Source organism: Leucobacter sp. CX169 (genome assembly GCF_017161405.1).
In the GTDB taxonomy this organism is placed as follows: Bacteria; Actinomycetota; Actinomycetes; order Actinomycetales; family Microbacteriaceae; genus Cx-87.
The window spans coordinates 476918-489898 of record NZ_CP071051.1; the positions used below are offsets into that span (position 1 = coordinate 476918).

At 68.5% G+C, this 12981-nt stretch carries 8 protein-coding genes and 1 other RNA gene; 8 read left to right on the forward strand and 1 reads right to left on the reverse strand.

Annotated features, from left to right (window positions below; genetic code table 11):
- Positions 1-140: 140 nt before the first annotated feature.
- Together JW030_RS02065 and ffs are read left to right on the forward strand one after the other, a co-directional pair.
- Positions 141-2687, forward strand: coding sequence for a S8 family serine peptidase (locus tag JW030_RS02065; RefSeq protein ID WP_188046346.1), 2547 nt, complete (start codon positions 141-143; stop codon positions 2685-2687).
- A gap of 5 nt (positions 2688-2692) precedes the next feature.
- Positions 2693-2789, forward strand: an RNA gene (ffs, locus tag JW030_RS02070) — signal recognition particle sRNA small type.
- A 111-nt stretch (positions 2790-2900) separates the two neighbouring features.
- Here the strand turns inward: ffs and JW030_RS02075 are convergent.
- The gene (locus tag JW030_RS02075; protein ID WP_188046347.1) at positions 2901-3728 is read right to left on the reverse strand and encodes a DUF559 domain-containing protein; all 828 of its coding nucleotides are present in this window, start codon (positions 3726-3728) and stop codon (positions 2901-2903) included.
- Positions 3729-3966: 238 nt separating this feature from the next.
- On the opposite strand from JW030_RS02075, the gene pta reads away from it, so the two are divergent.
- From pta to JW030_RS02105, 6 genes are all read left to right on the forward strand, one after another.
- Positions 3967-6096, forward strand: a complete 2130-nt coding sequence (gene pta, locus JW030_RS02080) for a phosphate acetyltransferase (RefSeq protein ID WP_188046348.1) — start codon at positions 3967-3969, stop codon at positions 6094-6096.
- Complete coding sequence (locus JW030_RS02085) at positions 6093-7283, forward strand: acetate/propionate family kinase (protein WP_188046349.1); 1191 nt, start codon at positions 6093-6095, stop codon at positions 7281-7283. The genes pta and JW030_RS02085 overlap by 4 nt, the downstream gene beginning before the upstream one ends.
- Positions 7284-7341: 58 nt before the next feature.
- Positions 7342-9834, forward strand: a complete 2493-nt coding sequence (locus JW030_RS02090; RefSeq protein WP_188046350.1) for a DNA polymerase III subunit gamma and tau — start codon at positions 7342-7344, stop codon at positions 9832-9834.
- Positions 9835-9837: 3 nt separating this feature from the next.
- Complete coding sequence (gene recR / locus JW030_RS02095) at positions 9838-10434, forward strand: recombination mediator RecR (RefSeq protein WP_188046351.1); 597 nt, start codon at positions 9838-9840, stop codon at positions 10432-10434.
- Between the two features lie 169 nt (positions 10435-10603).
- Positions 10604-11881, forward strand: coding sequence for an aspartate kinase (locus JW030_RS02100; protein ID WP_188046352.1), 1278 nt, complete (start codon positions 10604-10606; stop codon positions 11879-11881).
- Positions 11882-11900: 19 nt separating this feature from the next.
- Positions 11901-12962, forward strand: coding sequence for an aspartate-semialdehyde dehydrogenase (locus JW030_RS02105; protein ID WP_188046353.1), 1062 nt, complete (start codon positions 11901-11903; stop codon positions 12960-12962).
- The last annotated feature ends 19 nt before the right edge of the window (positions 12963-12981 follow it).

Here is a 12981-nt window from a genome sequence, read left to right on the forward strand (position 1 = left end):
GAAATAGTTCGGATTCAGTTTTTTTATGGACATGATCCACTCCGCCTCGATACTCTATGGACTGCGCGGTGCGAAGTGAGATCACCCGGATCGACCCTGCCGCGCTGGGGGAGAGCTAAATGCGTCACAAATCTCGTGCGATGATCGCTGCCATCGCGGCAATTCCGTTGCTCGTCGTACTCGCGCTGCCGGGAGTCGCGCAGGCCGAGGAGCCGGGTGTGGTGGGGGAACCCTCATCGCTGGGCGAGCGAATTATCGAGGCCGCAGAGGGCGGGGCTGTCGGGCCGGAGGAGGTCGCCGAGGCGGTCTCGCTGCCCGTCGAGGGCGGTGGCAGCCTGACCTTCGACGACGCGCAGCGCATCACCGCGACCGTGGTGTTCGCGGGCGCCCCCGATGCCGCTTTGCTCGCGCAGCTCGAGAGCCTCGCGGTCGTAGAGAGTGTGCTCAGCCCGTTCCCCGCGGCCACCATTCGCGTGGCGCCCGATCGAATCTCTGCCATTGAGGCGATATCGGGCGTCGTCAGTGTCACTCCTGCTCTGAGCCCGTTCGCCGGGACCGGAGGCGCGCCAGCAATCGGCGAGCTGCGTCCTGCGGCGCAGACGCCCGCCGGTGCGACCTGCGGACCCATCCCGATAGACGCGGACGCTCCGCTCCGCTCCGAAGCGGCGCGCGCCGCGTTTGGTGTCGACGGTACCGGCGTCACTATTGGCATCCTCTCGGACTCGTTTGACGAGCTCACTGTTCCCACCTCCTGGGCCGATGACGTCGCCTCGGGCGCCTTGCCAGGGGCTGGCAACCCGTGTGGGCGAACCATTCCGGTCGAGATCCTGCCCGGGTCATTTGCCGCGAGCGGCGGCGCTGACGAGGGCCGTGCCATGGCTCAGCTTGTGCACGGCATCGCGCCGGGCGCGAAGCTGATCTTCGCGGGCGCGGGCAACAGCGAGCTTGAGATGGCGCAGAACATCCTGGGGCTGGCGAACGCCGGTGCGACCGTCATCGTAGACGACATCACCTGGTCTTCCGAGGCCTACTACCAGCAGGGCTTTCTCTCGGCTGCGATCGAGAAGGCCAAGGGCGAGCAGGGGGTGACGTACTTCACCTCGGCAGGAAATTCGAACGGGGTGGGCTCTACGGGGGCGAGCGCCGGCAAGCCGGTTGCGTCGTGGCAGACCACGGGGTACCGTCCCGCCGTTTGCCCTGCATGGGTGGTAGTTCCCGCGGGCGCAGACTGCCTCGATTTTGACCCAGACGCGGCGGTGGAGACGCCGTTCGATACCCTCAGGATCAAGGGCAACCCGGCTGGCGACGACATCGAAATGCGGCCGATCGCCTCGATTAGCGAGCCCGTATTTGGCGTGACCACCTCGTACGAGCTGCGCTTCTACGAGGCTGACCCGGCGCTCGCCGAGCCCGCGCTTATCTCCACGCTTTCGTCGTTCGGCGACCCCTTCCCCGGACTGTCCGGGTCAATCGAGGTTCCGAGGGGCAGCGAGGTACGCATGGTGATGGTGCGCACTGCGCACGATGCGGCCGAAGTTCGCACTCCCGCGGTGTTTCTCGGCTTTATGCGCGGCGGCGACGCGATCGCCGAACGCACGTTCATGGGCAACGGCGTGACCGACTGGGTGGGCGAGACGGTGTTCGGTCATTCCGGCGATGGCTCAGCAATCGGCACCGCCTCGCTCGACTGGGCGAACCCAACGCAGCTGCGCAACTACAGCTCCCTGGGCCCGAGCACGCTGATCTACGACACGGCGTCGCTCGAGTTCCCGACGCCCGCGGCGCGAAAGGCGGCGCCGGTCATCGTTGACTCGCCTCAGATTGCCGCTGTCGACGGCGTGCAGACGAGCTTCTTCGGAGAGGAAGATCCGGCTGAACCCGGCGTGTATCGCTTCTACGGCACGTCAGCTGCGGCCCCCAACGCGGCTGCGGTTGCAGCGCTCGGACTCTCGTTTGCGCCAGAGCTCACTGGCGCTCAGTTGCGCGACCAGGTACTGGCGACGGCCCGCGGCACGAGCGACGGAGGGCCCGTCAATCCGTTTGGCGTCACGAGCGCGTACGGGGTACTGAACCCGGCGGACCCTGCAGTGTTCCCCGACGAGCACGTCTTTGGCGCGGGAATCGTCGATGCCATGGGGCTGATCGAGTCACTTCCGGCACGACCGACCGCACCGCTCGGTCTGGCGGTCACGGATACGACGGTCTCGTCATTCAACGCGAGCTGGACAGCGAGCGGCCAACGCCACCTCATCGAGCTGTTCGCGGGCGACCCGAACTCCGGAACACTCGTGGCGAGCGAGCGCGTGGTGGCAACCGAGAGTGCCCGTTCGTTTACGGGGCTCCCAGCGAACACGGCGTACACCGTGCGACTGACTCCCGTCGGTGCGCTCGGCACCGTGGGCACCCCGGCGACGATCGGTGCTCGCACCGCGGCCCCCGCGCCGGATCCGGGCCCCGGCGGCGAGGGAGGCGCCGGCCAACCTGCCAAGGGCGGCTCGGGCGCCGGCCTGAGTGCCACCGGTAGTCAGGACATGACCCTGTGGTTCGTCGCGGGCGGTGCGGTGCTGGTGCTCGGCATCGGCCTGATCGTCGGCGGGCGGCTCGTCGCCGCCAAGCGGCGCCGCGCCACGGCAGGCTCAGGCAATGCGGAGGTGGTCGCGGCAGAACCACCCGCCGAGATCAGCTAGACTAGAAAGGCCCCCCGCGTGGCGGCACCTCGGTGAACTCCCCTAGATCGGAAACGAAGCAAGGGTAGCCGGGCTCTGCTGGGTACGCGGGGGGTCTTTGCTGCCCTCGGCCCCCTGGTCTGTGCGTTGGGACAGCAATTTCGCGTATCCCGGCAGAGTTCCGCCGGATTTTGCTGATTCTGGCGGGTTTCGCTGAAGCTTTGGGCCCAGGCCCTATCCCTCGGTGAGGTGTAGCCCCTGGGCAACGGCGCGCACGATCAGCTCCTGAACCGCGGGCCAGTCGTCAATGATCTGGCCATAGCTCACCCGAAAGACGGTGTAGCCCTGCAGCCGTAGCCGGGCGTCGTGCAAAATATCCGCGCTGCGCTGCACCCCGACGTGGTGGGCGCCGTCGACCTGCAGGATCAGCCGCTCGCCGATAAGGAAGTCGACGCGGTGCCCGAGTACCCAGGCCTGGGCAATGATCCGTAGGCGAAGGAATCGCAGGCGAGTGCGCACCAGCGTTTCGAGGCCCGAGTCCGCCAATGGACTGCAATCCTCGAGGAGCCTGCGTGCGCGGGGACGAAGCGGAAACCTCCGAATGGTCGGCTTGTCGATGAGTCCACGGTTGAGGGCTGAGTCCCACACGACGAGCGCGGCCTCGTAAGGCTGGCAGTCGGCAACGTGGCCGAGGACGTTTTCTATGGGGTCCTCGAGCACGCCCGGGACCCGGGTGCTGAGGGGCTTACCCCAGTGCATGACGCATCCTTCGCCCACGGGCCTTGAGCCGCGGCGCGGCGCGGCAAAGTGGGGCTCGGATTCCGCCAGCACCCAGAGACCCAGGCGTTTCGCCTGGGTGATGCAGGTTACTACGGCTCCCCGCCGCACCGCGACCAAGAGCAGCGGGTCGGCGTCCGGCAGGGCAACCCAGCCGCGCTTGGGTTGGATGAGCCGGCCGGCGCAGACCGCTCGGGAGATCTTGCGGGCGCTCCATCCCAGGCTGAGCAAGTCGGCGGATCGGGTCACGCCGCGCGCGTGGCGCACATCGAGTTCGAGAGACATGACATCAGCCTCCGGTGACGCCGCTCGTTGGCGGGAGTTCAGGTCGAGAATGTGGAGAACTCAATGACTGCGCCACTTGTGAGGGACGACTGGGTGTCCGCTCGCGCATCGCTTTCCCCGGCACTCCAGCGAAGTTCGGCAGGATCCTGCCCGATCCTGCTGATCCAAGGCAATTCTGCTGGAGTTTCACGACGGGGGCGATGGGTGGGGCGCCCCTGCCCCTCACTAAGCTGGACACGTGGCCAAGAGCTTGTATCTGACATCCGCCGAGGGACGCACCGGCAAGAGTGCGGTGGCGCTCGGGGTGCTCGACGCCCTGCTTGCCGACGTGCCACTGGTCGGGATCTTCCGTCCGCTGATCCGTTCAGGGAACGAGCGTGACCGAGTGCTCGAGCTCTTGCGGGAGCGCGCCGGCAGCACGATCCCGTATGAGGCCTGTGTCGGGGTGACCTACGAGGAAGCCGGACATGACCCGGACGCCGCGATGGTGCAGATCGTGGCCCGCTACAAGGCGCTCGAGGCGCAGTGCGACGCCGTCGTCATTGTCGGATCAGACTTCACCGATGTCGCCGCCCCGAGCGAACTCGCCTTCAACGCGCGGGTGGCGGCGCATCTCGATGCGCCGGTGCTTCTCGTGCTGGGCGGTCGCTCGTCCCAGAACGGACCAGAGATGCTCGGGCAGTCCGCCGCCCGCAGCGCGGGGGAGCTCGCCCAACTCGCCGAGCTCGGCCTCCAGCAGCTCGAGGCAGCACACGCCACGCTGCTCGCCGCGTTCGTAAATCGCGCGGATCCGGGGGTCCTCACGGAGATCACCTCAGCGGTCGGAGCGGCGCTTCCCGCGGGCACCCCGGTGTGGGCGATCCCCGAGCAGGTGCTGCTCGTCGCGCCCACCGTGGCCGGGGTACTCGACGCGGTCGAGGGCACCCTGGTGCGCGGCAGCGAAGCGCTGCTGAGCCGCGAGGTTCCCGGCGTCGTGATCGCGGGTATGTCGATGGAGCACGTGCTGCCCCGTCTGATCGAGGGCGCCGCGATCGTGGTCGCCGCCGACCGGGCCGAGACCTTGCTCGCCGTCGTCATGGCGCACGAGGCGGCGACCTTCCCAACGCTCGCGGCAGTGGTGCTGAACGGCGATTTCGCGCTTTCGCCCGACGTCGAACGACTGCTCGACGGCATCGATTCGCGGCTGCCGATCATCCGGACCGCGCTTGGCACCTTCGATACCGCGCAGCGCATCGTCCGCGCCAGGGGGCTGCTCACGCCCGGCTCGCAGCGGAAGATCGACACGGTGATCGCGCTGTTCCGCGCGAATGTCGACGTCGCCGAGCTACGCTCCCGGCTGAGCGTGTACGCCGGCGGCGTCGTGACGCCGGTGATGTTTGCCTACGAACTCTTCGAGCGGGCCGCCGCCTTCGGCGCGCACATCGTGCTGCCAGAGGGGACGGACGACCGGATCCTGCGCGCCGCGAGCACGCTGTTGTCGCGGGGTACCGTTCGACTGACCATTCTTGGCAGGCCCGCGCTGGTGCGCCAGCGCGCGGGCGAGTTGGGGCTGGACCTGGACGCTGCCGACGTCATCGACCCGAACGAGTCACCGCTGCGCGAGCGCTTCGCCGAAGAGTACGCGCGCATCCGGGCACACAAGGGCGTGACGCTGGAGGCGGCCCGCGACCGCGTCACGGACGTGAGCTACTTCGGCACGATGATGGTGCACTTGGGGCTCGCTGACGGGATGGTGTCGGGCGCCGCGAACACGACCGCGCACACCATCAAGCCCAGTTTCGAGATCATCCGCACTCGGCCGGGGGTCTCCGTGGTCTCGAGCGTGTTCTTCATGCTGCTCGAGGACCGGGTGCTCGTCTATGGCGATTGCGCCGTCAACCCAAACCCGACCGCGGAACAGCTCGCCGACATTGCGATCTCGTCCGCCGAGACGGCCGCGCAGTTTGGCGTAGAGGCTCGCGTCGCGATGCTTTCGTACTCGACGGGATCCTCCGGCAGCGGGGCCGAGGTCGACCGCGTGCGCCGTGCGACCGCGCTCGTGCGTGAGCGCAGGCCAGCGCTCTTGGTCGACGGGCCGATGCAGTACGACGCGGCGAGCGACCCCGAGATTGGCGCGTCAAAGCTGCCCGGGTCGCCCGTGGCCGGCCGCGCAACGGTCTTCATATTCCCCGACCTGAATACCGGAAACAACACCTACAAGGCGGTGCAGCGTTCGGCGGGCGCCGTGGCGGTCGGACCCGTGCTGCAAGGTCTGAATCGACCCGTGAACGACCTGTCCCGCGGGGCCACGGTCGAGGACATCGTGAACACGGTCGCGATCACCGCGGTGCAGGCCGGGCTCGCGCGGAGCGAGGGGACACCCGCATGAGTCTCGTGCTCGTGGTGAATGGCGGCTCGTCCTCGTTCAAGTATCAGCTGATTGACCCGGATCACGGCGGTCGTCTCGCGACGGGCCTCGTCGAACGTATCGGTGAACCATCTGGTCACCTCCAGCATCGCGGCGCCCCGGGCAGCGGCGTCGAATGGGAGTGGGAGGCGCCGATTCCGGACCACGCGACCGGATTTGCCGCCATGCTCGCCACCTTCGCGCGGGCGGGCGTCTCGCTCGGCGAGCTGACCGCTGTCGGCCATCGCGTAGTGCAGGGCGGAAGCGACTTCTTCGAACCGACGATTATCGACGACGCGGTGGCCGATCGCATCAGCGAGCTCTCAGTGCTGGCGCCGCTGCACAACCCGGGCGAACACCAGGCGATCGTCGCCGCGCGTGCGGCCTTCCCGGATATCCCGCACGTCGCGGTGTTCGACACGGCATTTCACCAGAGCATGAAGCCAGCGGCATATACCTACGCCATCGACCGCGAGGTGGCCCGTGAGTACGGCGTGCGCCGATACGGGTTCCACGGCACCTCGCACGCGTTTGTCTCGCGTCGCGCCGCCGAGTTCCTCGGGCGGTCCACCGAGGAGCTCAAGCAGATCGTGCTGCACCTCGGCAATGGCGCCTCGATGTGCGCCATCGACGGCGGGCGCTCGGTGGACACTTCGATGGGGTTGACCCCGCTGCAGGGGCTCGTGATGGGCACGCGCTCGGGGGACATCGACCCCTCGGTGCTCTTTCACCTCGCACGCGAGGGCGGGTTCGGGGTCGATGAACTTGATACTTTGCTCAACGCGCGCTCGGGCCTCTACGGGCTCGCCGGGTCGGGCGACATGCGCGACGTGCGCTCGGCCGCCGAGGCCGGGGACGCGGACGCTCAGCTCGCGTACGACGTTACGGTGCATCGGATCCGGCACTACCTCGGCGCGTACCTGGTCGAGCTCGGCGGCGCAGACGCGATCCTGTTTACCGCGGGAATCGGGGAGAACCTTGCCGTGCTGCGAACGGACGTGATCGCTGGCCTCGAGTGGTTCGGTATCGCGATCGACCCCGCCCTCAATACCGCTTCCGGCGGGGGAGTGCGGCGAATCAGCACGCCCGAGTCGCGGGTGGAGGTCCTCGTCGTCCCGACTGACGAGGAGCGAGAGATCGCGACGCAGACGCTCGACGCGCTGCGGTAAATCGTGCCCGGTGTGAACTGCCGGGTTCGCTGTCGGTGGTCGCCGCTAGCATGGGGTCGTGGTCACCGCACTGTACAGACGCTATCGGCCCGAGACCTTCTCCGAGATGATCGGACAGTCACAGGTCACGGATCCTTTGATGACCGCGCTCCGGACGGGGCGCGTCGGTCACGCATACCTTTTTAGCGGTCCGCGCGGCTGTGGAAAGACGACGTCGGCCCGCATTCTCGCGCGCTGCCTGAACTGCGCCGAGGGCCCCACCGACACCCCCTGCGGCACGTGCCCCAGCTGCGTCGAGCTGAGCCGGGACGGCGGCGGATCGCTCGACGTGATCGAAATTGACGCGGCGAGCCACGGTGGCGTCGACGACGCGCGCGACCTGCGTGAACGTGCGGTCTTCGCCCCGGCCCGCGACCGCTTCAAGATCTTCATCATCGATGAGGCCCACATGGTCACGAAGGAGGGCTTCAACGCTCTGCTCAAGATCGTGGAGGAACCGCCGGAGCACGTGAAGTTTGTGTTCGCGACGACCGAGCCCGACAAGGTCATTGGCACGATCCGCTCGCGCACCCACCACTATCCGTTCCGACTCATCCCGCCCGCCGCGCTGCTCGACTACGTGCAGACGCTGTGCGAGAGCGAAGGGGTGGGCGTCGCGACCGGTGTCTTGCCCCTCGTCGTGCGCGCCGGCGGCGGGTCAGCCCGTGACACGCTGTCGATCTTGGACCAGCTGATCGCCGGTTCCGAGGGCGACACCGTCGACTACGAACGCGCGGTGGGCCTGCTCGGCTTCACCCACGAGGACCTGCTCGACGAGGCAGTTGCCGCGTTTGGCGCCCACGATGCGGCGGCGGCGTTCGGTGCGGTCGACCGCGTGGTGCAGACCGGACAGGACCCGCAGCGGTTCGTCGAAGACCTGCTGGAGCGCTTCCGCGACCTCATCGTGATCGGCGCGACCAACGTCGACGGCGCTGCCGCGGTGTTCCGCGGGGTCCCCGAGGACCAGCTGCGCCGCATGTTCGAGCAGTCGCAGCTGTTCAGTCACGGGGAACTGTCCCGCGTCGCCGACACGATCGCTGCCGGCCTCGATCGCATGCGGGGCGCCACTGCCCCCCGACTGCACCTTGAACTCATGGTGGCGCGCGCGCTCGTCTCGGCCGATACGGTGCCGGCGACTGCCGCTCCTGCCGCTGCTGCACGGCAGGCGACGCCGCGTCCCGCCACGGGGCAGGCTCACGCGCAGGATCGCGGCGCCGCGGCGCCCGTCGCGGGCACACCGACCGCCTCGCCCGTGCGCGCAGCACCTGCCGTCCAGGCAACGCCGCCGGCGGGTCCGCAGAGCACCTCCGAGCAGACCACTGCCGCGCCGTCCGCACCCGCGCCTGCCGCCGCGGCATCCACCGAACCGGTGAGCTTCGCATCCGCCGCCGCTGCGGCTCGCGCGCTGCTCTCGGAACCCCCGACCCCGGCTGCCGCACCGGAGCCGATGCCCGAGCCCCCCGAGCCCGAGCGTGCCGAGCCGGAGGCTGCACCGCCGGTTCCGTCCGGCGCAGAGCCCGACGCGTCCGAGCCGGAGCGGACGGAAGACGAGCAGGCGATACGTGCCCACCCCGCAAGCGACGTCTCATCCGCTGATTCAACAGCCGGGCCCGAGGGCACCATCGAACAGATCCGGGACGCTTGGGCTCAGATCCTGCAGAGCGTGCTCGACGCCAACCGCGTCGCTTGGTTGGCCTCGCGCGCGGTGAACCCGCTGGCGCTCTTGCCAGGAGGCATGCTGGGGATCGCCTTCGACACCCAGACGGAGCGCGACGTATTCCTCTCGGGGGATGCGCAGCCGACCCTCGCCGCGGCGATCGAGTCGGTGACCGGTATTGCCGTCCGCCGCTACCACCCCCGCGGCAGCCGACCCGGCGACCTGCCCCGCCCGGCGACAGACGCTGACCAGGTATCGTCTGCCGACCTGTCTGTCGGTGCGCCTCCGGCGACGCCGGGCGCCTCTGCACCCTCCGACCTGGCCGCGCCAGCGGCCGCCCCCGAGGACCCCTCGAGCAGCGCCGTTAGCTCCCCCTCGGCGACAGTCGGAGGCTGGCCCGCGGTGGCCGGGCACGGCGCTTCGTCAATCGGGTCCGCTCCTGCCGAGACCCAGGCAGTCGACACTGCGACATCCGGAGGTGCTGAGGCGTCGCCAGAAGCGCCTGCTGAGTCGGTTTCGGCCGCCCAGGCCCCCGGCACGAACACCGAGTTCACCGGGCCGGACGATCTTCCCGAGCCACCTGAACCTGACGAAGAGCCGGAGCCCCCGTTCGAGGCCCCGGAGCCGCCGCACGCCCCAGAAGCGCCCACGGCACCGGAAACGTCAGTCGCCGCGGCGGCGTCGCCCGCCGCACCGTCCCAGGCATCGTCCCCCGCCTCAAGCACCCCCGCCTCAAGCACGCCCGCCGCGAGCGCAGGCCCGAGCTTTACCCGCTACGGTGAGGCGGTCGTGCGCGAGGTGCTCGGGGCGACGTTCCTCGAGGAAGTGCCGCGCGACGGCGGAATGGGGCGGTAGCGCATGTACGACGGAATCGTTCAGGATCTCATTGACGAGTTCGGTCGCCTCCCCGGCATCGGGCCGAAGTCGGCGCAGCGCATCACCTTCCACATCCTGCAGACGCAGAACTTCGATGTGGCCCACCTCGCCGAACTGCTCTCGACCGTTCGCGAGCGCGTGCGATTCTGTGAGGTCTGCGGCAATGTGACCGAGGACGTCCGCTGCTCGATCTGCCGCGACCCCCGCCGTGACCCCGGCCTCATATGCGTTGTCGAAGAGCCCAAGGACGTCGTCGCGGTCGAACGCACCCGGCAGTTCCGCGGCCTGTACCACGTGCTCGGCGGGGCAATCAGCCCCATCGACGGCATCGGGCCCGATGACCTGACGATCGCGCAGCTGATGCGCCGCCTGGGCGAGAGCGACATCCGCGAGGTCATCATCGCGACCGACCCGAACCTCGAGGGCGAGGCCACCGCGGCGTACCTGTCGCGGCTCCTCAAGACGATCGAGGTTCCGGTCTCCCGCCTGGCCTCCGGCCTCCCCGTCGGCGGCGACCTCGAGTTTGCGGACGAGGTCACTCTTGGCCGCGCCTTCGAGGGCCGCCGCACGATGGAATAGGTTTCCAAGACCGGTCCGGATCCTGCGAGCGCGCCCGTCGCCGGTGCCCGAACTCGAGACGGAACCCGCGCCGCAGGCCCGTCGCGCCCATCCGTAAGGAAAAGTGCATATATCCCGCGGTAAGGTGGACGCTGGGGTGAAACCCCGAGAACCCCGGGAGGATGTCAACGTGGCCTTGATCGTGCAGAAGTTCGGTGGCTCCTCGCTCTCTGATGCCGAGAGCATCAAGCGCGTCGCGAAGCGCATCGTTGAGACCCGCCGCGCGGGCAACGAGGTCGTTGTCGCCGTCAGCGCGATGGGCGATACGACGGACGAGCTGCTTGACCTCGCCGCCGAGGTCACCCCCATCCCGGCTCCCCGCGAGCTCGACATGCTGCTCACCGCGGGCGAGCGCATCTCCATGGCGCTGCTTGCCATGACCATCAAGGGGATGGGCGTCGAAGCCCGCTCCTTCACCGGCAGCCAGGCCGGCATGATCACCGACGCCACGCACGGCGCCGCGAAGATCGTCGACGTGACCCCGGGCCGCGTTCGCGAGGCGCTTGACCAGGGCGCGATCGCGATCGTCGCTGGCTTCCAGGGCTTCAACCGAGGCACCGGCGACATTACGACGCTCGGCCGCGGCGGATCCGACACGACCGCAGTTGCCCTCGCCGCCTCGCTCGGTGCCGACGTCTGCGAGATCTACACCGACGTCGACGGTATCTTCACGACCGATCCGCGCGTGGTGAAGGCGGCGCGCAAGATCGATTCGATCACGAGTGAAGAGATGCTCGAACTCGCCGCGTCCGGCGCCAAGGTGCTGCACATCCGCGCCGTCGAGTACGCGCGTCGCCACGGCGTGACCCTGCACGTTCGCTCGTCGTTCTCTAACGCCGAGGGCACCATCGTTTATGACCCGGAGCACGGGCACCCGAAGGGAGACAATGTGGAAGAGTCGATCATCACCGGGATCGCGGCCGAGAAGAACGAGGCCAAGATCACCGTCGGTGGAGTTCCTGACGTCCCGGGCAAGGCTGCCCAGATTTTCGAGATCGTCGCGAAGACGATGGCGAACATCGACATGATCGTGCAGAACGTCTCGGCCGCCGACACGAATCGCACTGACATCTCGTTCACGGTGCCGCTTGCCGACGGCAAGAAGGTCATCGATGCGCTCGAGGCCGAGCGCGAGGACGTCGCGTTCGAGCACCTCCAGTACGACGACCAGATCGGCAAGCTCGCCGTGGTCGGCGCCGGCATGCGCACGAGCGCTGGCGTTTCGGCGATGCTCTTCCGCGCCCTGTTCGACGCGGGCATCAACATTGAGATGATCTCGACCTCCGAGATCCGCATCTCGGTCGTGACCCGCGCCGACCTGCTCGACGAGGCAGTGCGCGTGCTGCACACCGCATTCGGGCTCGACGGTGACGCCGAGGCCGTCGTCTACGCCGGCACCGGCCGCTAACCAAGGAGACACACAGATCATGGCTGCACAGCAGGGACTCACGCTCGCCGTCGTCGGCGCCACCGGTCAGGTCGGCGCCGTCATTCGCCGCCTGCTCACCGAGCGGGACTTCCCGGTCGACACGATTCGTTTCTTCTCGAGCCCGCGCTCGGCTGGCACTTTTATCGAGTTCAAGGGCCAGCAGATCGAGGTCGAGAACGTCGAGACTGCCGACCCGGCCGGCGTCGACATTGCGCTCTTCTCGGCGGGCGGCGGCCCCTCGAAGGTGCACGCCCCGCGCTTCGCCGCGGCTGGCGCGATCGTGATCGATAACTCGAGCGCCTGGCGCCTCGACCCCGAGGTCCCCCTCGTGGTCAGCGAGGTCAACCCGCACGCGATCGACGAGGCCGTCAAGGGCATCATCGCGAACCCGAACTGCACCACGATGGCCGCGATGCCCGTCATGAAGGCGCTTGACGCCGAGGCGGGCCTCGAGCGACTCATCGTCACCACGTTCCAGGCGGTTTCGGGCTCGGGGCTCGCCGGCGCGCGCGAGCTCGCCGGGCAGATCACCGCAGCGGTCGAGGCTGGCGGCATCGAGGCACTCGTGCACGACGGCTCGGCCATCACCTTCCCGGCCCCCGAGGTCTACACGAAGACCATCGCGTTCGATGTCCTGCCGCTGGCCGGCAACATCGTCGATGATGGCTCGGGCGAGACCGACGAGGAACAGAAGCTCCGCAACGAGAGCCGCAAGATCCTCGAGCTGCCCGAGCTGCGCGTGAGCGGCACCTGCGTGCGCGTGCCGGTGTTCACCGGCCACTCGCTCTCGATCACGGCTGAGTTCGCGAACCCCATCACGCCGGATCGCGCCCGCGAGGTACTCGCGAGCGCCCCGGGCGTCGAGCTCTCGGACGTTCCGACCCCGCTCGAGGCGGCCGGGCAGGACCCGAGCTTCGTCGGCCGCATCCGTCAGGACCAGTCGGCACCGGAGGGGCGTGGCCTCACGCTCTTCGTCTCGAACGACAACTTGCGCAAGGGCGCGGCGCTCAACGCGGTGCAGATCGCAGAGCTGGTCGCCGCCAAGCTGCTCGCGGCGTAGCCGAAACACACGAGACGAA

What these genes read in the sequence shown, in the direction of transcription:
- JW030_RS02065 (WP_188046346.1), top strand. Translation starts at nt 141, where the DNA reads ATGATCGCTGCCATCGCGGCAATTCCGTTGCTCGTCGTACTCGCGCTG.
- JW030_RS02075 (WP_188046347.1), bottom strand. Translation starts at nt 3,728, where the DNA reads ATGTCTCTCGAACTCGATGTGCGCCACGCGCGCGGCGTGACCCGATCC.
- JW030_RS02085 (WP_188046349.1), top strand. Translation starts at nt 6,093, where the DNA reads ATGAGTCTCGTGCTCGTGGTGAATGGCGGCTCGTCCTCGTTCAAGTAT.
- recR (WP_188046351.1), top strand. Translation starts at nt 9,838, where the DNA reads ATGTACGACGGAATCGTTCAGGATCTCATTGACGAGTTCGGTCGCCTC.
- JW030_RS02105 (WP_188046353.1), top strand. Translation starts at nt 11,901, where the DNA reads ATGGCTGCACAGCAGGGACTCACGCTCGCCGTCGTCGGCGCCACCGGT.